Below are 18,984 nucleotides of genomic sequence, written 5' to 3'. Positions count from 1 at the left end.
AGCGGCCGGCCCGCGCGGCGCTTACTGCGCCGCGCTCAGCCGCGCATTCAGGCGCGTCATTCCACTAAACACCTTGGTCGCGATATCGACTGGAAAGTCGGCGGGCAGCGCCGATGATACTTCGTCGATCACGGCCTTGGTACGCAGCGAAATCTGCGCGAGGATTTCTTCCACCTGCCCGGGCAAAAACCCGACGCGACGGCCCTGCTCGATCCAGTGGCGACGCTGGATCTGTTCAATGTGATAGTGGTTGTTCTGGCCGTGCACGCTCATGGCCAACTTGACCTTTTGCCGCGCAAACTGGTTGCGCCCGCTACCGATGATCGGGTGCGCCGACAGCACATCGTAGAGTGGTGTCGAACGGTACTGGTTCAGCGGGAAATGGGCGATGCTGAAGTTCTTCGCATGGCCGTCGGTTGCGGCAAGCAGCCAGAATACGATCTGCGTGGCGAAGAAATTGCGCTGATCCGTCATGGCATCTTCGGACGCGGCGAGAATCTCCATGATGCGCTCGATACCCGGCCCTCCGTCTGTCTGGTACTTGTATAGCGCGGGCGTTCCGGTTGCCTGACACATGTCCTCCTGAGGCAAGCGCAGAATCCAGCGCCCGTCAGCGGATAACCTGCGGTCAAAACGCGTAACGACGAGCACCTTCTGATCTTCGAAGCGGGCAATGTCGCACGCTGCGATCGGCAAGCCATACGCAGCGACAATTTTCGAGCAAAGCCACTCGTTTTCGACCGAGGTGCGCATGTCAGCCTGCATGTTGCCGACCAACCCCAGCGGAAGCTTGAAGATATGCGTGGTGGGCGTGCTGCCTTCCGGCAGCAGCCACTGGTTGTCGTGCCACAGCAGCGCGGTTTTTTCCTGTGCACCGGCGATCGACAGGCGCAGATCGTCGATGGCTTCGTGCTGGCCGAGCGCGGCTGTCGCGGTGGTGTCGCGCAGTAGCCGCGCAATTGCCGCCTCGTCGAGCGGCCGGCCCCGGATGGAGCGCAGCTCCGCCGGTGTCTGATCAGGCGGCAGCAACTGGATTGCGCCGACGCAGTCGCGGCCCAATTCGGCCAGCAACCCGAATGACGACGTGTCGCGGGTCTTGTAACGCGCAGCGATGCGCCGCCGGATCGACTCGCTATCAGGCAGCAGATTGTCGAAATATGCTGCGACTTCAGCCCCACGGTATGGCTGGTTTCCCGGTGTAAGGGGCAGCGAAAGCGACAGCGGGCGCCCCTGAGGATCGTTCACCCACTCGTCCCAGTACGCCAGCCGGTCTCCCCCTTGGGCAAGCTCCCAGTGGCCGACGGGCAAACCGTTCATCCAGATGTTCAACCGGTTGATACCCGCACCGCGCGCCATGATTACCAGTCCTCCCGCTTGCGGACCACACGCCTGGGTGCGGTCGGTGCCGTTGTTGCCGATTTGGCGTTTTGCCGTTTTTTACCGCTACTGGCTGCCACGGTAGCCGACCCAACCTGCGTTTTCCCGGTGCGCTTTGCGCTGGCGGCGCGCTGTGCGGATTGCCCAGTCGACTGCGGCCAGGCGGCCGCTTTTGACGAGGACCGGGCGCGCGGCGCAGGCCGCCCTTTGCTCACGGACACACTCAGCGTGAGATCGACGCTCAATATGCGCAGCACGCGCAGCAGACGCTCCATGCTGGCCGAGCCCGGATTGAGCTCCAGCGCTGCGTAAGTCTGCTGGGTTACGCCGAGAAGGCTGGCGACACTCGCCTGGGTAAGCCCTGCCGCGTTGCGGAAAGCCTTGAGCATCAGGCGCAGTTCGCTCGCCGTACGAACCGGATATCCCACGGTCGACCTCCGCGTTTGTTGTTGCCATTTTACAGTTTTCCGACTGTAAAACGATACTACAGCCTTTAGTTTGTACACAACACAGATTATAGACTGTAAACTAAAAAAACAACCGATAGGCTGTAAAATCAAAAAACAGTCTAACTCCTGTATTTCCCCCTCCTCCCGGCAGCAGTCAACGCGGGCCGGCAGGCCCTCTCCGGGCGCATCGTCAGATAGCTAAAAAGCGCACGCCGCGCTCGCGCCGCTGCGACGCCGCGTCCAGCTAGCGCCGCCTGAACCAACCCGCGATCGACAACCGCTCGCGCGTCGCAGGCAGCACCTCATGAAGCATGCTGCCCGACATAAACACAGCGATCCGTCTTCCCAATGGCGTGACGTCCACTGTTGCATCGCGCTCCGGATGCAGTCGCAGCGCCCCGCCCTGAGCACTGCACCATGCGTCGTTCAGGTAAACAATCACCGTCACCACACGGCGGTCGTCATGGCGAAACTGGTCGCGATGCGGTGCATAGCACGCGCCCGGCGCATAACATGCGAAATGTCCTTCGTAATCCGCGAGACCCAGACACAGTTCGCGATTCAGCACGATACGCAGCGCTTCCATCTCCGCGAGAAAGCAGTCGCACGCAAGCGACTGCCCGGGCTCGAGCCAGCGGATCTGGTCGCCGCGTACGTCGGGGCGCCGTACGCGCGCGCCGGCTTGACCGACGTGAGCGGGTTGCAGCGCACCGGCGCACCCCAGCGCCCTGCACTCCAGCGCCAACGCGCGCGTAAGCCCCGCAGAAAGAAAACGATGCCGCACCGACCAGCCGTGCCGGTCGAGGTCGTCAGCGACAGGATGATGTCGATCGGCGATGCGCGCATCGACGTGCGTAAGCGATTCCGTATGCAGCAGCACACAAACCCTGGCGAGAATGGAACGAAGCCGCATTCGAACGGCCATCGACCTTCTACAGGCACAGCAGGCACGCGCGGCAACCGCGGTTCGAATGAACGATCTGTACCGGCCGTGCAAGCACCGCCAGGCAGCGCTGCATTGGATCATTTTGCGAATGTCGGCCAAACAAAATATGCGGCGTGAAGCGCAAAAAGCGCATCAAATACGTAGCCGTCGGCTTCGGCTGCGAACGGCGAGCGGCCCGTGTAGCGCGCACTTTTCGTGCGGGCAGTTCACACAGCCCGCAACGCCTGACAGCCATTTGCCCGCAGGTATAAAGATTGCAACCGGAGCTACGACATGAAGATCGCCACCTTCAACATCAACGGTATCCGTTCACGTCTCGCGGCGCTGATCGAATGGCTCGAACGTGAACAGCCGGACATCGCCTGCCTGCAGGAGCTGAAGGCACCCGACAGCGGCTTTCCGGCCGCCGAAATCGGCGCGGCAGGCTATGGCGCGATCTGGCATGGGCAAGCCGCGTGGAACGGCGTAGCGATTCTCGCGAAGGGCGCGATGCCGGTCGAAACGCGGCGCGGACTGCCGGGCGGCGATGCCGACACCCACAGCCGCTATCTCGAAGCCGACATCGACGGTCTGCGGGTCGGTTGCCTGTATTTGCCGAACGGCAATCCGCAGCCGGGCCCGAAGTTCGAATACAAGCTCGCATGGTTCGAGCGGCTGATCGCTCATGCGAACACGCTCTATGCGAGCGGTCGCCCGGTCGTGCTGGCCGGCGACTACAACGTCGTGCCCACCGATTTCGATATCTACAACACGCGTTCGTGGCTCAAGGACGCGCTGCTGCAGCCCGAAAGCCGCGATTGTTACGCGAGGCTGCTCAAGCAAGGCTGGACCGACGCGTTGCGCGCGCAATTTCCGCAGCAGAAGATCTATACGTTCTGGGATTATTTCCGGCGTCATTGGGAAACCAACTCGGGGCTACGCATCGATCATCTGCTGTTGAGTCAGTCCGTCGCCGCTGCGTTACGCGATGCCGGTGTGGATACATGGCTTCGCGGCGAGCCGCATGCAAGCGACCACGCGCCCACGTGGGTCGAACTGGACCTCGCGCGTGCGACGGCTACGGGAAGTCGCGCTAGCGCTGCAAGGAAGGTCCCCGCAAAAAAGCCTAACCGCTCCGCGAAAGCAGTATCCGCTGCCGCGCCAACCCGCAAAACGCGCACGCCCCGCCAGTAACCGCGACGCGAATCGCGCACGGCTGTGGTATTGATGCAGATTCCCGCAAACGACACCCAATCCCCGACCATGCCCTCTTCGGAGCCGCCCCGCTCATCGCGGAAAATCGAACGCCACACATTGCGCACGCGCGATGGCCATCGCATTGCCTTCGGCCTCGCCGGCGCGCCGGACGGCATCCCGGTCGTCGTGCTGCACGGCGGCCCGGGCAGCGGCTCGAATCCGGGTGTGCTCGAACTGTTCGATCTGACACGCCACCGGGTCGTGATGATCGATCAGCGCGGCGCCGGCGCCTCGCGTCCCGCAGGCAGTCTGCGGCATAACAACACCACCTTTCTGATCGACGATATCGAAGCCGTGCGCGCCCATTTGCATATCGAGCGGTGGGGTGTACTAGGCGGATCGTGGGGCGCGTCGCTCGCACTTGCCTATGCGGGCACCTGCACACAGGCAATACGAGGCGTCGTATTGCGCGGCTTGTTCCTGACTTCCGCGCGCGAAGTCGATGGGCTGTTTGTCTCGTCGCGCACCCGCGCACCGCGCGAGTGGCGGCGTTTCGCCGCCGCGGCGCAATGCAGCCATCCGTCGCGCCTGTTCGATGCATGCGTACGCGTGCTGCTAAAGGGCCGCAACCAGCGGCAGCAACAGGCGCTCGCGCTGGCGTGGGCCACTTACGAAAACACGGTGCTCGCCTCCGTGTGGCGCCGCCGCCGGCCGCGCGTCAAACGCCGCCAGCAGCCGCTACTGCGCAAGATGGTCGGCAAATACCAGATCCAGATGCACTACATGCTGCACCGCTGCTGGCTTGGCGAAGCACGTCTGTTGTCGCTCGCACGGCGCGCTGCGCAAGCCGGCGTGCCGCTTGCGGCCGCGCACGGTACGCGCGACCCAATCTGCCCGGCCGACAACCTTGCGCGCTTACGGCGCGCGGTACCGCAGGCGCAGGTGCAATGGGTCGATGCGGGCCATCTGGGCAGCGACCCGGCGCTGCGCGATGCAGTCCGCCAGACGATTCGCACAATGTTTAGCTGACTGACCCTGTCATTCATCAAACAACGCAAAGAGCCGTCGGCACATACACTCCGACGGCTCTCGGTTTTTACCCGCGCGTTACCGGCTTACGGACGTGCGTACGGCGAACCCAGATACTGGTTGTACACCGGCGTATTGCCCGATACACCAGCTTGCGACGAACCGTTCGTCGAAGCGCCGTAACCGCTGTTCGCTGCAGCGCCGCTTTGCGCAACAGCTGCTGCTTCAGCGTGCTGGATGCCATCCGGATAGTGTGCATCGCCCGTGTCGTACAGGCTCGGATGCACGCCGCGCACTTGCGCCAGTTCAGCTTGTACCTGAGCGCGCGTCACCGACGATTGTGCGAACGAAACAGCCGGTACGGCGAGCACCGCGGCGATAGCAATTGCTTTGATCAGCGATTTCATGATCTTTACCTCAAGGGAATTCGTTTGGCGAGTGTCACAGCACTGCTTGTCTGTAACCGTTGAAAAGAGTGTAGTGATACGTCTCTTCAGGGTAAACCCGTCATTCGAAAAAGGACTGTTGTCAGTTTTGCGAGGAATGATTACGGAATACGCAAAGAAGTCGTGCCACCGGAAGGCCACGCGCTGTTCGAAACGACAGGATTGTTTCGCGCCGCAACTATGATTGAGTCACACCCCGTCGAAGTTTCGAAATAACGCTAACGCCAACGCTTCGACCGGCAGCGCCGGCGCGCGCGCACGCGACGCCTACATCAGCACAGAGCGGAGACGATCATGAGCAAGCTCACGGCAACGATCAAGCACGAGTTCTTTGAAATGCTGCCGCCCACGGTGTTTTTCTTCGTGATTCTGCATATCGTCGCGCTGATACGAAGCTTGACGACAGAAGGCACCGGCCTTTCGCTACAGACGTCGATATCGGTGACGATCGCCGCGCTGGTGCTCGGCAAATCGGTGCTACTCGCGAATCTGCTGCCGTTCATCAACCGCTTTCCGGAAAAGCCGCTGATCTGGAACGTCGGCTGGAAAACCGCGATCTACACGCTAGTCGCGCTAGTCGTGCATTACCTCGAGCATTTGTACGACTACTGGAAAGAAGCGCCGGACATCTTCACCGCACGAACAGTTGATCGCGATGATGGACTGGCCGCGCTTCTGGGCGATCCAGATCCTGCTCGTCACGTTGATCATCAACTACTGCACGATTGCGGAACTGGGCCGGCTGATCGGCCGCGGCAAGTTGCGAGCGATGTTCTTCGGGCCCATGCCCGCCGAAGTCACCAGACAACCTGCCGCGTGAGTGCTGCGCGCTATTCGTGCGGCTGCGGCTGCGGCTCTCGCTGTACATCCGCGCCGTCGTGCAGACGATGCGTGGTCTGCGGCGCGGCCGCCGCGGCCGAAGCAGCAGCCGACACGCCGCCTGGCCCTTCGGGCACGTCGACCGGTCTCGTCGAGTTCCCCGCCGCCTGCGGATACATCGCCATCAGGCTGCGCAGCACGCCATTGGTCCAGCCGAAGCCATCCTGCAACGGATATTCGCCGCCGCCCGCCGCAGTGGTGCCGGCCTTCGCATCGACGTCGTATTTCTCGACCAGCTTGCCGGTACGCTGGTAATACGCGACATTCGTTTGAATCCAGCGCGTCGCGATCTGTCCGGCCAGCGCAGACTGTCCATAACGCCGCAGCCCGAGCACCGCCAGATATTGCAGCGGCGCCCAGCCGTTAGGTTCATCCCATTGCTGTCCGGTCTGCACGGTCGTGGTCGCGAGGCCGCCGGCGCGCAGCAGCTTTGCGCGCACGGTCGCGGCTACTGCGTTCGCTTGCGCCCTGGTCGCAATGCCGAAGTACAGCGGATACACAGTCGCCGCACTCAACCGATGCGTGAGACGCTGCGCGTCGAAGTCGTAATCGCCGAATGCGTTCAGTTGCGCATCCCATAGCACGCGACGAATCGCGGCGGCACGTGTCGCCGCGCGCTGCTCGAAACGTTCGGCCTCTCCCGCATTGCCTTGCAGACGGTACGCTTTGCCGAGCGTGCGCTCGAGGTCGGCGAGTAAAGCGTTCAGATCGACCGGTACCAGCGATGTCACTTCGATACTGCCGAGCGTGCTGCCGTCGGCGAACCAGCGCGAGCTGAAATCCCAGCCGGTTTCGCCGGCCGCCCGCAGGTTGCGCCACAGATCGGCGGGCTTGCGCTGCGGCATCTGCTGCGCGGTTTCGGCGTCTTCGCGATACGACTCGTCGCGCGGCGTATCGCGCGCGTCCCAGTAGCGGTTCAGTACCGTGCCATCGCGCAAACGCACCACATGACGATAGGCGCTGCCCGGTGCGACGCGGCTTTCGCCATCCATCCAGTAGTCGTACTCTTTGCGCAACTCGGGCAGATAGTGCAAATACACACGATCGCCTTCGCGACGCGCGGCAAGCTGCACCATCTGCGCAAAAAAAGGCGGTTGCGAGCGGCTCAGATAGTAGGTGCGATTGCCGTTCGGAATATGGCCGTAGCGGTCGATCAGCGTCGCGAAGTTATTGAGCTCGTCGTCGAGCAGATCTTCGCGGCCGCTCTGTTCGAGGCCGAGCATGATGAAAAACGAATCCCAGTAGTAGATTTCGTCGAAGCGGTCACCCGGTACGATATACGCGTACGGTAGCGGCAACAGCGACGACCATCGGCTCGCGCTTTTGTCCGGATCGCGCCGCAGCACGTTCCACAGCGTATCGATGTGTGCAGTGACGCTCTGGTTCGGATCGGACACATAGCGTTTGGTCTCGCGCGTGGGTAGCGTGAAATGCGCTTCGACGAAGTGCTTCAGATCGAAGCCCGGTTGCGTCTTCTGTTGCGTATAGTCCGCGACGATATGCGCCGGCGCCTGGTTAGGCACCATGTCCGCAAAGGTCTTGCTATCCGGATACAGATGCGCGAGTTCGACGTCGCGATACAGCGCGCCATAGAGTTCGGACGGCGGCACCGGCACGACCGGCGATGCGGCGGTCGTGCCCGCGGCAACGCTTGCACCTGAGTTTGCACTTGCGCTCGCCGGCGCTTCTACAGCCGGTGATGCATCGGCTGGCGCCGATTGCGCAAGCGCGGTCAGCGGTAACGCAAGCACGGCGGCAACGACAGCAATAGCAGCGTTCATGCCTCGCGCTTTAAACAACACAAAACGCATGGCATGGGTAAACGACGAACGCGACGAACGCGACGAACGCGGCAAACGGCAAGACATCATCATCGGCATCGGGGCATGTCCTTTGGAGCGTGGTCTATGCTGAAGAAAGACGCACGGCGGCAGACAATGTTCCCCGAAACCTGAAGCGACAGCGAAGTTTGGGCAGCGCCGCGCGGCGCCACCCGCTTCGCGTCAGTTGACGAACGGCAGCTTGCTGTCGCGCGCCGCGGTCAGCATCGACAGCGTGATCTTGCGCACCTCCAGCTTGCTTTGCGTAATATGTGCGCGCAGCACGATATGCGCCTCGGCAAGTTTGCCGCGCTCGAGCAGCGTGAGGATCGCGGCGTGCTCCTCGTAAGTCGCGCTGGTGCGATGCGGCTTCAGAAAATCGAGCCGCCGCACGATACGGATGCGCTCGGTCACTTCGTTGTGGACGCGCAGCATTTCATCGTTGCCGGTCGCGCCGATCAGGCCGCGATGAAAGCCTTCGTCCAGATTGAACACCGCGCCCGGATCGTTCTCGCGCTCACCGGTCGCCACGCACCAGAGCGCTTTCAATTCGTCGATCACGCGATGCGGCGGCGCGCTGCTGGCCAGACGGTCGAGCGACGCGAGTTCCAATACGATGCGCAAATCGTATAACTGGTCGAGCCGCCCGAAGTCGATGTCGGCCACTTTCCAGCCGCGCCGGAAGCCCACTTCCAGGTAGCCTTCGCGGTGCATGCGGAACAGCGCATCGCGCATCGGCGTGCGCGACACGCCATAGTATTGCGCGATCTCGCTTTCCGAAAAGCGGTCGCCGGGAAACAGGCGAAAGCTGAAAATGTCGCGCCTGAGAAGTTGATACACCTGCTCGGCCAGCGGATTGGCGCTGTACGACACCTTTTCCGTGCCGCCGCCCGGCTGTGCCGCGCGTACAGATGCGTCTGCATCCTTCACGCGCGGCGCACACTTGATCAACGTAATCGGTTCGATACCCTGTCTCCCGCGGGCGGGCGGCGCGGCCCGGTCGCGCGTGCCGCTCACGGCGCTTCGATCAGGCTGACATGCGCGGCCACGATGGTCCAGCCGCCAAAGCGCATCGCTGCTACGGCATCGGACGGTTCGAGCTTGACCCACGTCTGCATCTGCCGGCCGAGCAGCGGCGTGGCGTCGCTGGTGAATTCGGTGCTGACCGTCGCATAGTCGCTGCCGAAGGTCGTGATCACTGTGCGGTGCAGCGTGCGCGACGCGGGCACCGGCTCGCAGGCTTCGCGCCAGCGGCGGATCGCAGCGCCGCCGTGCTGCACTTCGGCAATGCCGTAGCGCACCGTTTCCGGCGCGGCCCAGAACAACTGGTTCATCGTCGCGATGTCGTTGGCGACCAGCGCGCGTTCGTATGCTTCGAAAGCCGCCTTCACTTGCGCAACCACTTCCGGGCGATTCAGTTCAGCGGCCATCACGTCGACTCCATCAGTTGTGCAAGCTGCGCGGTCCAGCCGACGATGCCGCCTTGCGAACGGATCATCGCGAGCGTGGCCTGCTTGAATGCCGGGAAGTAGCTCGCCGTCGCGTCTTCGATCAACAGGCAGTCGTAGCCGCGGTCGTTCGCTTCGCGCATCGTCGTTTGCACGCAGACTTCGGTGGTCACGCCGGCGAACACCAGATGTGTGATGCCGCGCATCGCGAGTTCCTCGCCAAGGCGTGTCGCATAGAACGCGCCCTTGCCCGGCTTGTCGATCACGAGCTCGCGTGCGAGCGGCGTCAGCTCGGCGACGATCGCGTTGCCCGGCTCGCCGCGCACGAGAATGCGCCCCATCGGGCCGACGTCGCCGATGCGCGCATTCGGCGCGCCGCGCAAGCGTTTGGCCGGCGGGCAATCGGACAGATCGGGCGCGTGCGACTCGCGGGTGTGCACCACCAGCCAGCCCTGTTCGCGCGCAAAGGCAAGCAGCGCCGCGACGCCCGGCACGATCGCGGCCAACTGCGACACGTCGTTGCCAAGCGCCGCGCCGAAACCACCCGGCTCGATAAAATCGCGCTGCATGTCGATAACCACCAACGCGGTCGTGCGCGGATCGAAGCTGAAAGGCGCAGGCTGCGCGCCGTGTACCGTCATTTGCGTGAATGCCATCCTTGCGGCCCTCGTTTAGCCCGTTGTAACAGCCTCGGGTTCAACCCTTGTACTTGCGCTCGGGCGGCGGAAAACCGCATGGTGTCCCGTCGGTCACACGCACCTGTGCCTCCCACGGCAAGCGGTATTCGCCGCGCACGAGGTCCTGCATGAAGGTGTACGGGCAATCCTGCGCACCGCCCTTCACGGCGACATAGCCGCGATGGCCGAACTGATAGATGTTGTTCTCCACGCCCCAATGAATGCGTGCTTCGCGCACGAGGTCCGGACGCATTTCGCAGGTGATGATTTCGTCGGGGCGATGGCTGCCGTCCACCATGATCGTGCCGTCGAAATCGCAGAACATGCCTTCGCCCATCGAATCGAATGTGCCGTCGCTGCCGCACAGGCAGACGCTCGCGGTTTGCGCGAGATTCTGAAACGCATTCGACTGGTTCGTGATGCGCCACGCGTGCCGGATCGGCGCCGTATAACCGGCGGTGCGGATAATCACTTCCGCGCCCTTGTAAGCCGCCTCGCGCGCCATCTCGGGGAACATGCCGTCGTGGCAGATGATCAGCGACAGCAGCGCGCCATTCGGCCCCTTGCATACCGGCACGCCGAGATTGCCCGGCTCCCACGGCTCGACCGGCACCCATGGATGCAGCTTGCGGTAATACAGCTGCACGTCGCCATGATCGTCGATGATCAGGCCGCTGTTGTACGGATTGCCACCCGGATTGAGCTCCATGATCGAAAAGCAGCCCCAGATCTTGTGCTCGACGCAGGCCGCCTTGAATGCCGCGACTTCCGGGCCATCGAGTCTGCACATGATGGCTTCGTCGGTGCGCATCGACAGGCCGTGCAGCGCATACTCGGGAAACACCACGAGATCCATCGCAGGGTTGTTGCGACGCGCCTTGCCGACCAGTTCGACGATGCGCTGCGTTTGCGCGGCAAGCTGCGCGGGTGTTTCGACGTCGGGGTTCTGCAATTGCACGAGGCCGATCACGATACCGTTCGGCGCCTTGTTCAGGCCACCCAGTCCACTCGAACTCATTGTCTATTCGCTCCTGTTTTCAGGCTTCAGCATGCAAGGTTGTGGGCGCAACGGCCGCGCCTTCGTGCGCGTCACTGTGGCCCGCCATATGACGGCCGAGCGACACGCGGTCCGCGCGCTGCGCGGCGGTCTCGAATACGATGCGGCCTTCCGCCATCACCGCGATACGGTCTGCGAGCTCCAGCAGTTCGTCGAGATCTTCGCTGACGAGCAGCACTGCGGCACCCGCATCGCGCGCTGCGACAAGCCGTGCATGAATGTCGGCGACCGAAGAAAAGTCTAGTCCAAATACCGGGTTGGCGACGATCAGCACGTCGACCGGCTGGCCGAGTTCGCGCGCCAGCACGGCGCGCTGCACGTTGCCGCCGGACAAGGTACCGATTGCGCGTTCGGGCAGCGGCGGACGCACGTTGAATTCGGCGATCAGCTGTTCGGCGCGGGCGCGCATTGCGCGCCGGTCGATGCGCCAGCCGCCACGTTTGACGGGCGCGCGGTCGAAGTCGCGTAGCGCGAGGTTCTCGGCCACCGACAGGTTCGCGACGCAGGCATTGCGCAGCGGTTCTTCAGGCAGCGCGAACAGGCGCAGGCGCGTCATCTCTTCACGCGTCGCACGATAAGGCTCGCCGTGCACACGCATCTCGCCCGCCTGCACGCGACGCTGGCCAACCAGCGCTTCGATCAGTTCCTTTTGACCGTTGCCCGACACCCCGGCGATGCCGAGAATTTCGCCGGAACGCACGTCGAGCGACACGTCGCGCACCGCCGTGTGACCGCGGTCGTCGATCACCGACAGTGACGACAGTGCCAGCCGCACCGGTGCGTCGGCGGGCATCGCACGGCGCGGAGCACGCGTCGCTTCGTTTTGCGTGGCCTCCTCGTGCGCGATTTCGTTGCGCATGGCTTCGCTGGATGCGGCATCGATCTGCACCGCTTCATCACGCGCTGCGTCCTGCACCGCTTCGCTACCCATCATCCACGCAGCAAGGCGATCGCGATCGGTATCAGCCACTGCGCTCGTGCCGACCAGACGCCCTTTGCGCAGCACCGTCACATCGTCCGCATACGCCATCACTTCGCGGAACTTGTGCGTGATCATCAGCACGGTCAGTTCGCCGCGCGATGCCATGTCGCGCATCAGGCCAAGCACTTCGTCGGCCTCTTGCGGCGTCAGCACCGAAGTCGGTTCGTCGAGAATCAGGAAACGCTGGCGCAAATAAAGCTGCTTCAGAATTTCGAGCTTCTGCTTTTCGCCGGCCGCCAGCGTCGCTACCGGCGCATCGAGCCGCAGCCGGAACGGCATGCTGCGCATAAATGCATCCAGCGCCGCACGCTCCGCAGCCCAGTCGATGCGCCACGGCAAACGCCCGCGTGCCAGCAGCAGGTTCTCTTCAACCGACAGCCCCGCGGCCACCGTGAAATGCTGGTACACCATGCCGATACCAAGCGCCTGTGCATCGCGCGGCGACGCGATGCGCACCTGGCGGTTATCGGCAACGATGTCGCCCTCATCGAGCAGCCCATAACCGACGAGGCCCTTCACGAGCGTGCTCTTGCCCGCGCCGTTTTCACCGAGCAGCGCGTGCACGGTGCCGGCGCGCACCTTCAGCGTCACGTTGTCGAGCGCGCGAAAGGCACCGAAGCTCTTGCTCGCGCCGACCACTTCGACGCCGAGCCCGGTTCTCGCCGCCGCGCGCGCCGCGGCGGCCGCTGCACCGCGTGCCTGCAAACGCGTCACCATGATCAGCGCCCGAGCGCGGCGACCAGCGCCGTGGAATCGGACACCGTGCCGAACACGCCGCCCTGCATCAGGATCATGTTCAGCGCCGCCGCGTGATTGCCCTTGTCGGTGGCGCCGCAGCAGTCCGACAGCACGGTGCATTCGAAGCCGCGATCGTTCGCTTCGCGCATCGTCGTGTGTACGCAGACATCGGTCGTGATACCGGTCAGCACCAGATTCGCGATGCCGCGCGTGCGCAGGATCAGTTCGAGATCGGTCGCGCAAAACGAGCCTTTACCCGGCTTGTCGATGACGATTTCGCCGGGCAGCGGCGCGAGTTCGTCGATGATTTCCCAGCCCGGTTCGCCGCGCACCAGAATGCGGCCGCACGGGCCCTCGTCGCCGATACCGATGTCGCCGGTACCCGCGCGGCGGCTGCGCCAGCGCTTGTTGGCCGGCAGGTCCGACAGATCCGGGCGATGCCCTTCACGCGTGTGGATAATCGTGAAGCCCTGCTCGCGCATCAGCGCGAGCACGCGTTTGATCGGCTCGATCGGCGCGCGCGTCAGCGACAGGTCGTAGCCCATCTTGTCGACGTAACCACCGATGCCGCAGAAATCGGTCTGCATATCGATGATCACGAGCGCGGTGTTATCTGGACGCAGTGCGCCGTCATAAGGCCACGGATAGGGGCTGGCTTCGATAAAACGGTTCATGTCGGTTCTCTGAATAAAGGCGTGCGGATCGTGCGTCGCGAAGTGAAGCGCGAAGTGAAGCGCGAGGTGAGTCGCGCGGTGAGTCGCGCGGTGAGTCGGGACATCAGCGCGTCAGGCTCAATTCGCCGGGCGCGCCTGCCAGCGTGCGGTCCGGCCGGCAGTTGACGATCATGATCGCGAGCGTCAGCACATAAGGGGCGGCGTTATACAGGTAGTAGCCGCTGGTCACGCCGACCGACTGCAGCGCCGGCCCGAGCGCGCCGGCAGCGCCGAACAGCAGCGCGGCCCACAGGCAGCGCAGCGGCTGCCAGCGTGCGAAGATCACCAGCGCCACCGCCATCAGCCCCTGGCCGCTCGACAGCCCTTCGTTCCAGCTGCCCGGATAGACCAGCGACAGATACGCGCCGGCCACGCCCGCGAACACGCCGCCTACCGCGGTCGCGGCAATCCGCACACCGGTGATCGGATAGCCCATCGCACGCGCGCTTTCCGCGTTTTCGCCGACGAGGCGCAGCACCATGCCCCAGCGCGTATGACGCAAACCCCACTGCAACGCGAACGCGAGCACCACGCCGATGATGAACAGCGGATTCACGCGCAGTGCGTTGTGCAGTTGCGAGGAAGCCGCGCCGCCGGCCAGATCGAACGACGCGAGCATCGGCGCCTGCGGCTCGATAAACGGCTTGCCGAGATAGAACGCAAGGCCGACGCCGAACAGCATCAATGCAATGCCGAACGCAATGTCCGACACACGCGGCAACGAGCACACCAGACCATGCAGCACGCCGAGCAGCAGCCCGGTGCCACAGGCAGCCAGCACGCCGAGCCACGGCGAGCCGGTCAGATACGACGCGGCATACGCAGTCATCGCGCCCGACACAAGAATGCCTTCGAGCCCGAGATTGACGCGGCCGCCCTTCTCGGTCAGACACTCGCCGAGGCTCACGAACAGATACGGCGTGCTGACACGCAGTGCGCCGGCCAGCAGCGACATGGCCAGCACGGCAAAAGTGGAATGCAGATCAGGCATGCTTGCCCTCCAGTGATGCGCTGGTTTCGCCGGCACGTGCGGCGGCCTGCAGTTTCGTGCGCCAGGCGGTGAGGCGCACACCGAAGGCTTCCCATGCAAGCAGGTTCGCGAACAGCAGCCCTTGCAGTACCAAGGTGGTGGCATCGGGCAAGCCGAGACGGCGCTGCAGCAGGCTGCCGCTCGCCTCGATACCGCCCACCAGCACCGCGCACACAACGATCGCGAGCGGGTTCTGGCGCGCGGCGAACGCGACCAGAATGCCGGCGTAGCCATAGCCGACCAGCATCGATGCATTCGCGCTGCCCTGCACCGCCGCGACTTCAAACATACCGGCGAGGCCCGCCGCTGCGCCGCCGAGCGCGCACGCGAGAATCGCGAGCCGGTTCACCGGCAATCCGACCAGACGCGCAGCGCGCGGATTGCCGCCTGCCACACGCATGGCAAAGCCTTTCGTGCTGTGTCGCACGAACACCCATGCTGCGATACACGCGACGAGGCCCCACAACAGGCCCCAATGCACGTCGAGGCCGGGCAACGAACCGATCGTCATCGCGTCGGGCAACGGCGGCGTCGACGGCTTGTTCAAGGTGGCCGGATCGCGCAGCGGACCTTCGACCAGATGCTTGAACAACGCGATCGCGATGTACGACAGCAGCAGGCTGCTGATCGTCTCGTTGACGCCGCGCAACTGGCGCAGCGCGCCGGCAGCGCCGACCCACAGGCCGCCGGCGAGCATGCCGAACAACGCCATCAACGGCGTCGCGACAAACCACGGCGTAGCGGCCGGCACCAGTTGCGGCACGATGGCCGCGGCGAGGCCGCCGAGCGCAAGCGCCCCTTCGCCGCCGATCACGATCAGGCCGACTTGCGCCGGCAACGCCACGCACAGCGCCGTCAGCATCAACGGCGCGGCACGCTGCAGCGTGTTCTGCCAGGCGAACGACGAACCGTACGCGCCCTGCACGATCAGGCCGAGCGCATCGGCGGCCGGCTGACCTTGCACCAGCAGAAACAGCGAAAACAACAGCAACGTGCCGACGAATGCGCACACCGTCGGCACGGCGGGCAGCACGCCGAGCATCAACCGCGCGGCGCCGGCCGCAGGGCGGCCAGACGAAACAGCAAAACCCATCACAACTCCTTGCGCGGATTGACGTGGAGAACCCTGGCTACAGGCAGGCTGGTTGCGCGGCGGCCTCACGGCGCAGCCGCGCTACCTTCATCAGATCTGGCCGATCACACCCGCGACCAGATAATTCATGCTTTCAAGCGCGATATCGGTTTGCGGATGCGTGACCCCGGAAGCGACTGCGACACCGCCCTTGTTGTCCTTCAGCGGTCCCTTGAAGATCGGATACTGGCCGGCGACCATCTTCGCCTTCACTGCGTCGGCGTTGGCTTTGCCTGCCGCATCGACCTTCGGCCCATACGGCGACATCTTCACGAAGCCTTCCTTCAGGCCGCCGCGCATCAGGTTCGGCAACGGCTTGCCGTTCTGCACCGAGCTGACGATGGTCGTGTACGGCGTCGCCCAGTCCCACTCGGCGCCGGTCAGATAGCCCTTCGGCGCGAGCGGCGCCTGGCTTGCGTGATAGCCGCAGGTCATCGCACCGCGCTTCTCCGCGGTCTCGACGATCACCTTCGGTCCATCGACGTGGCAGGTGATCACGTCGCAACCCTGGTCGATCAGGCTGTTGGTGGCTTCCGCTTCCTTGACGGGCATCGACCATTCACCGGTGAAGATCACATGCGTGGTGATCGACGGATCGACCGATTGCGCGCCAAGCGTGTACGCGTTGATGTTGCGCAGCACCTGCGGAATCGGCTTGGCGGCGACAAAGCCCAGCTTCTTGGTCTTGCTCGCATGGCCGGCGACCACGCCGTTCAGATACTGGCATTCGTCGATATAGCCGAAGTAGCTGGTGATGTTGACCGGATCACCCGCTTTCCACACGCCGCCGCAGTGCGCGAAGCGGATTTTCGGGTACTTGGCCGCAACTTTCAGCACGTGCGGATCGAAGTAGCCATACGATGTGGCGATGATCAGCGTCGCACCGTCCTGCTCGATCATCGCTTCCATGGTCTTTTGCACGGCGACGGTTTCGGGCACGTTCTCTTCTTCGACCACCTTCACATTCGGCAGCTTCTTGATGATCGCGGCGGCCTGCGCCTGAGCCTGGTTGTAGCCAAAATCGCCGCGCGCGCCGACGTAGATCACGCCGACAATCAACGGCGTGGCGGCAAATGCCGCTTCGAACGGCAGTACGCTGCCGAGCGCGAATGCACCGGCACCTTTGATGAAATCGCGGCGGTTGGTCATGGTGTGGGTTCCTGTTCCTGTGATTGGTTTGGGATATGAAAGCGTTTCGGTGGCGCTGACGTTAATGGCTCACGCTGTGAGCCAATCGGCGCAGGCGGATTCGTGATGGCGGAAGCCCAGCAGAGCGCTGTGCGCCGGTGTGGTGTCAGTCATGCGTTCAATCTTGAATACAAGTTGCGCACGCATTTGCAGCTTTCGTGCCGGGAGGCACTGCGCGCAGGCAAATGCATGATGGATAAGGTTTTACGGGATCTGGCGGCGGATCAAGCCGCGCGGCCGCGTGACCCAACGTGGGTCGCCGCGGCGTTCATCGTGGTGCAGCGCTCCCTGGGAGCGTGCGTGATGACGGAGATTCGCAGGTGTGCAGGCGCACAGGATCGGACGCCCCTGCTATTCAGATACGTTCTTCAGATGCGCAAGATGCGCAACGCGCCGGCAGTGCCGACGATTCAACGATACGACTACGGCTTTACTGCAATCACATCCACTTCAACCACCCACTCCGGCCGCGCCAGCGCCGTCACGACGAGACCCGTCGATACCGCGTGCACGCCCTTCAGCCAGCGCCCGACCACGCGATACACCGCTTCGCGATAGCGGATGTCGGTCAGATAGATGGTGACCTTGCAAATGTCTTCCAGTTTGCTGCCTGCTTCTTCTAGCAGCATCTTCACGTTCGCCATCGCGCGTTCGGCCTGGGCCGCTGCGTCGCCGATGCCGACCGATTCGTTGGTATCGAGGTTCTGGCCGATCTGGCCGCGCAGAAAGACCATCTTGCCGGCTACGACAGCTTGCGCAAGATCGTTGTCGAGCGCCTGTTCCGGGTAGGTGTCGCGCGTGTTGAACGGACGGATGCGGGTATGTTCCATGACGTGGTTCAGTTCGGAGTGAAGGAGGCGCTCATGCAGACGCTCATTTGGACGCGGTCGCAGACGCTGATGCGTGCCGGTCGAAATAGCCCGCGCGGATCGCGCTGCCGATCAGGTTCAGGATAAGGCGCCCTGCGGTAATGCACGAAATCTGGTTGACGTCCTTCTCCGGCTGGATCTCGACGATGTCCATGCCGACCACGCGCCCCTTCTTCACCAGGCCGTGAATCAGCTGGCGCGCCTGCACGAAGGTCACGCCGCCCGGCGCGGGCCCCGCCACCGCCGGCATCACCGAAGGATCGAGCCCGTCGGCATCGATCGTCAGATAGTAGTTGCCGCCATCCGGAATCCGTTCGAGCACCGCCGCCATGCCGACTTCGTGCAGTTCATATGCGGTCACCAGTTCGGAGCCCCACGCGCGCGCCGCGCGCAATTCCTCGGGCCGTCCGCTGCCTTGCGCGCGCAGGCCGATCTGCACGATCTTCGTCACGTGTGCCATCTCCGACGCGCGGCGGATCGGGCTCGACAGCCCGTCGCGCACGCCATTCACTTCGTCGCGCCAGTCCAGATGCGCATCGACGTGTACCAGCGTCAGCGGCGCCATGCTGTCGAACGCGCGCAGCACCGGCGTCGTAATACCGTGATCGCCGCCCATCACGATCGGCAGCGCGCCAGCCGCGAGAATCTTGCGCACCGCGCTTTCCACGCGCTGATAGTGGCTGCCCGGCGCCGCCAGATCGGCGACCACGTCGCCGCAATCGACGAAGCGGATGTCGGTGCGCTCCTGCAAGAGCGGACCATCGATGTCGAAATCGTAATGACCGGGCGAGCGCACCACGCGGTCGGTCGCCGCGCGGATCGCGCTCGGTGCGTTGGTCTGGTCGTTAGTGAAATCGGCTGCCGAATAGGCAGAACCGTAGGGCATGCCGAGTACCGCAATGTCGGCTTCGAGATGATCGAGATCCAGTGCGAGGTCGGAATACAGCAGCGTCTTGTGGCCGGTTTTCGGCGGCACGGTGAGCGATCGCATCATCAGGCTCCAGCGTTCAAGGTTGAAGGAAAGGTCG

Annotated in this window: 20 protein-coding genes; 3 read left to right on the top strand and 17 right to left on the bottom strand. The window is 63.7% G+C overall.

Annotation, left to right across the window (positions count from 1 at the left end; translation table 11 throughout):
* Positions 1 to 21: 21 nt before the first annotated feature.
* The 3 genes from ACYVNQ_RS12690 to ACYVNQ_RS12680 all read right to left on the bottom strand — a co-directional run bounded on the left by ACYVNQ_RS12690 (position 22) and on the right by ACYVNQ_RS12680 (position 2,739).
* Positions 22 to 1,359, bottom strand: a complete 1,338-nt coding sequence (locus ACYVNQ_RS12690) for a type II toxin-antitoxin system HipA family toxin (RefSeq protein WP_460903572.1) — start codon at positions 1,357 to 1,359, stop codon at positions 22 to 24.
* Positions 1,359 to 1,805, bottom strand: coding sequence for a helix-turn-helix transcriptional regulator (locus ACYVNQ_RS12685; RefSeq protein ID WP_460902845.1), 447 nt, complete (start codon positions 1,803 to 1,805; stop codon positions 1,359 to 1,361). Before ACYVNQ_RS12685 ends, ACYVNQ_RS12690 begins: the two co-directional genes overlap by 1 nt.
* A gap of 265 nt (positions 1,806 to 2,070) precedes the next feature.
* Positions 2,071 to 2,739, bottom strand: coding sequence for a 2OG-Fe(II) oxygenase (locus ACYVNQ_RS12680; RefSeq protein ID WP_460902844.1), 669 nt, complete (start codon positions 2,737 to 2,739; stop codon positions 2,071 to 2,073).
* Positions 2,740 to 3,045: 306 nt separating this feature from the next.
* Between ACYVNQ_RS12680 and ACYVNQ_RS12675 the strand changes: the two genes are divergently transcribed.
* Together ACYVNQ_RS12675 and ACYVNQ_RS12670 are read left to right on the top strand one after the other, a co-directional pair.
* Positions 3,046 to 3,945, top strand: coding sequence for an exodeoxyribonuclease III (locus ACYVNQ_RS12675; protein WP_460902843.1), 900 nt, complete (start codon positions 3,046 to 3,048; stop codon positions 3,943 to 3,945).
* 69 nt (positions 3,946 to 4,014) lie between these two features.
* Complete coding sequence (locus ACYVNQ_RS12670; protein ID WP_460903571.1) at positions 4,015 to 4,977, top strand: alpha/beta fold hydrolase; 963 nt, start codon at positions 4,015 to 4,017, stop codon at positions 4,975 to 4,977.
* A gap of 86 nt (positions 4,978 to 5,063) precedes the next feature.
* Here ACYVNQ_RS12670 and ACYVNQ_RS12665 read toward each other — a convergent pair whose 3' ends face one another.
* Together ACYVNQ_RS12665 and ACYVNQ_RS12660 are read right to left on the bottom strand one after the other, a co-directional pair.
* Positions 5,064 to 5,384 carry a DUF4148 domain-containing protein gene (locus ACYVNQ_RS12665; RefSeq protein WP_460902842.1) on the bottom strand — a complete coding sequence of 107 codons (321 nt, stop codon included), beginning with the start codon at positions 5,382 to 5,384 and terminating at the stop codon, positions 5,064 to 5,066.
* 311 nt (positions 5,385 to 5,695) lie between these two features.
* Entirely contained in the window at positions 5,696 to 5,926 is a 231-nt protein-coding gene (locus ACYVNQ_RS12660) for a hypothetical protein (RefSeq protein ID WP_460902841.1), read from the bottom strand.
* Between the two features lie 152 nt (positions 5,927 to 6,078).
* Here ACYVNQ_RS12660 and ACYVNQ_RS12655 point away from each other — a divergent pair, with 152 nt between their 5' ends.
* Positions 6,079 to 6,243 (top strand): hypothetical protein, encoded by a 165-nt coding sequence (locus ACYVNQ_RS12655; RefSeq protein WP_460902840.1) that lies wholly within the window; start codon positions 6,079 to 6,081, stop codon positions 6,241 to 6,243.
* A 10-nt stretch (positions 6,244 to 6,253) separates the two neighbouring features.
* Here ACYVNQ_RS12655 and treF read toward each other — a convergent pair whose 3' ends face one another.
* From treF to ACYVNQ_RS12595, 12 genes are all read right to left on the bottom strand, one after another.
* Positions 6,254 to 8,083, bottom strand: a complete 1,830-nt coding sequence (gene treF, locus ACYVNQ_RS12650) for an alpha,alpha-trehalase TreF (protein WP_460902839.1) — start codon at positions 8,081 to 8,083, stop codon at positions 6,254 to 6,256.
* 222 nt (positions 8,084 to 8,305) lie between these two features.
* Positions 8,306 to 8,995, bottom strand: a complete 690-nt coding sequence (locus tag ACYVNQ_RS12645) for a GntR family transcriptional regulator (RefSeq protein WP_460903570.1) — start codon at positions 8,993 to 8,995, stop codon at positions 8,306 to 8,308.
* Between the two features lie 140 nt (positions 8,996 to 9,135).
* Complete coding sequence (gene hpxZ / locus ACYVNQ_RS12640) at positions 9,136 to 9,552, bottom strand: oxalurate catabolism protein HpxZ (protein WP_460902838.1); 417 nt, start codon at positions 9,550 to 9,552, stop codon at positions 9,136 to 9,138.
* Positions 9,552 to 10,226 carry a cysteine hydrolase family protein gene (locus ACYVNQ_RS12635; RefSeq protein WP_460902837.1) on the bottom strand — a complete coding sequence of 225 codons (675 nt, stop codon included), beginning with the start codon at positions 10,224 to 10,226 and terminating at the stop codon, positions 9,552 to 9,554. The genes hpxZ and ACYVNQ_RS12635 overlap by 1 nt, the downstream gene beginning before the upstream one ends.
* Positions 10,227 to 10,266: 40 nt before the next feature.
* Positions 10,267 to 11,265, bottom strand: a complete 999-nt coding sequence (locus tag ACYVNQ_RS12630; protein ID WP_460902836.1) for a formamidase — start codon at positions 11,263 to 11,265, stop codon at positions 10,267 to 10,269.
* 19 nt (positions 11,266 to 11,284) lie between these two features.
* Complete coding sequence (locus ACYVNQ_RS12625) at positions 11,285 to 13,003, bottom strand: ABC transporter ATP-binding protein (protein ID WP_460902835.1); 1,719 nt, start codon at positions 13,001 to 13,003, stop codon at positions 11,285 to 11,287.
* 2 nt (positions 13,004 to 13,005) lie between these two features.
* Positions 13,006 to 13,698 (bottom strand): biuret amidohydrolase, encoded by a 693-nt coding sequence (gene biuH / locus ACYVNQ_RS12620; protein ID WP_460902834.1) that lies wholly within the window; start codon positions 13,696 to 13,698, stop codon positions 13,006 to 13,008.
* 103 nt (positions 13,699 to 13,801) lie between these two features.
* Entirely contained in the window at positions 13,802 to 14,728 is a 927-nt protein-coding gene (locus ACYVNQ_RS12615; RefSeq protein ID WP_460902833.1) for an ABC transporter permease, read from the bottom strand.
* Positions 14,721 to 15,860 carry an ABC transporter permease gene (locus tag ACYVNQ_RS12610; protein ID WP_460902832.1) on the bottom strand — a complete coding sequence of 380 codons (1,140 nt, stop codon included), beginning with the start codon at positions 15,858 to 15,860 and terminating at the stop codon, positions 14,721 to 14,723. The genes ACYVNQ_RS12615 and ACYVNQ_RS12610 overlap by 8 nt, the downstream gene beginning before the upstream one ends.
* A gap of 90 nt (positions 15,861 to 15,950) precedes the next feature.
* Entirely contained in the window at positions 15,951 to 17,048 is a 1,098-nt protein-coding gene (locus tag ACYVNQ_RS12605; protein WP_460902831.1) for a BMP family ABC transporter substrate-binding protein, read from the bottom strand.
* A 461-nt stretch (positions 17,049 to 17,509) separates the two neighbouring features.
* Positions 17,510 to 17,917 (bottom strand): RidA family protein, encoded by a 408-nt coding sequence (locus tag ACYVNQ_RS12600; RefSeq protein ID WP_460902830.1) that lies wholly within the window; start codon positions 17,915 to 17,917, stop codon positions 17,510 to 17,512.
* A gap of 43 nt (positions 17,918 to 17,960) precedes the next feature.
* Positions 17,961 to 18,947, bottom strand: a complete 987-nt coding sequence (locus tag ACYVNQ_RS12595; RefSeq protein WP_460903569.1) for an agmatinase — start codon at positions 18,945 to 18,947, stop codon at positions 17,961 to 17,963.
* Positions 18,948 to 18,984: the final 37 nt, after the last annotated feature.

This window comes from Paraburkholderia jirisanensis (assembly GCF_054782355.1).
Note: the sequence above shows the minus strand (reverse complement) of the source record. Positions and strands in the feature narration are given on the sequence as shown.

Bases quoted from the DNA above. Each gene is read 5' to 3' on its own strand.
- ACYVNQ_RS12610 (WP_460902832.1), bottom strand. From the start codon at position 15,860: ATGGGTTTTGCTGTTTCGTCTGGCCGCCCTGCGGCCGGCGCCGCGCGG.
- ACYVNQ_RS12635 (WP_460902837.1), bottom strand. From the start codon at position 10,226: ATGGCATTCACGCAAATGACGGTACACGGCGCGCAGCCTGCGCCTTTC.
- ACYVNQ_RS12670 (WP_460903571.1), top strand. From the start codon at position 4,015: ATGCCCTCTTCGGAGCCGCCCCGCTCATCGCGGAAAATCGAACGCCAC.
- hpxZ (WP_460902838.1), bottom strand. From the start codon at position 9,552: ATGGCCGCTGAACTGAATCGCCCGGAAGTGGTTGCGCAAGTGAAGGCG.
- ACYVNQ_RS12625 (WP_460902835.1), bottom strand. From the start codon at position 13,003: ATGGTGACGCGTTTGCAGGCACGCGGTGCAGCGGCCGCCGCGGCGCGC.
- ACYVNQ_RS12600 (WP_460902830.1), bottom strand. From the start codon at position 17,917: ATGGAACATACCCGCATCCGTCCGTTCAACACGCGCGACACCTACCCG.
- ACYVNQ_RS12655 (WP_460902840.1), top strand. From the start codon at position 6,079: ATGATGGACTGGCCGCGCTTCTGGGCGATCCAGATCCTGCTCGTCACG.
- ACYVNQ_RS12665 (WP_460902842.1), bottom strand. From the start codon at position 5,384: ATGAAATCGCTGATCAAAGCAATTGCTATCGCCGCGGTGCTCGCCGTA.
- ACYVNQ_RS12675 (WP_460902843.1), top strand. From the start codon at position 3,046: ATGAAGATCGCCACCTTCAACATCAACGGTATCCGTTCACGTCTCGCG.
- treF (WP_460902839.1), bottom strand. From the start codon at position 8,083: ATGAACGCTGCTATTGCTGTCGTTGCCGCCGTGCTTGCGTTACCGCTG.
- ACYVNQ_RS12615 (WP_460902833.1), bottom strand. From the start codon at position 14,728: ATGCCTGATCTGCATTCCACTTTTGCCGTGCTGGCCATGTCGCTGCTG.
- ACYVNQ_RS12595 (WP_460903569.1), bottom strand. From the start codon at position 18,947: ATGCGATCGCTCACCGTGCCGCCGAAAACCGGCCACAAGACGCTGCTG.
- ACYVNQ_RS12660 (WP_460902841.1), bottom strand. From the start codon at position 5,926: ATGAACGGCAGCAGATTCGCGAGTAGCACCGATTTGCCGAGCACCAGC.
- ACYVNQ_RS12630 (WP_460902836.1), bottom strand. From the start codon at position 11,265: ATGAGTTCGAGTGGACTGGGTGGCCTGAACAAGGCGCCGAACGGTATC.
- ACYVNQ_RS12680 (WP_460902844.1), bottom strand. From the start codon at position 2,739: ATGCGGCTTCGTTCCATTCTCGCCAGGGTTTGTGTGCTGCTGCATACG.
- biuH (WP_460902834.1), bottom strand. From the start codon at position 13,698: ATGAACCGTTTTATCGAAGCCAGCCCCTATCCGTGGCCTTATGACGGC.
- ACYVNQ_RS12605 (WP_460902831.1), bottom strand. From the start codon at position 17,048: ATGACCAACCGCCGCGATTTCATCAAAGGTGCCGGTGCATTCGCGCTC.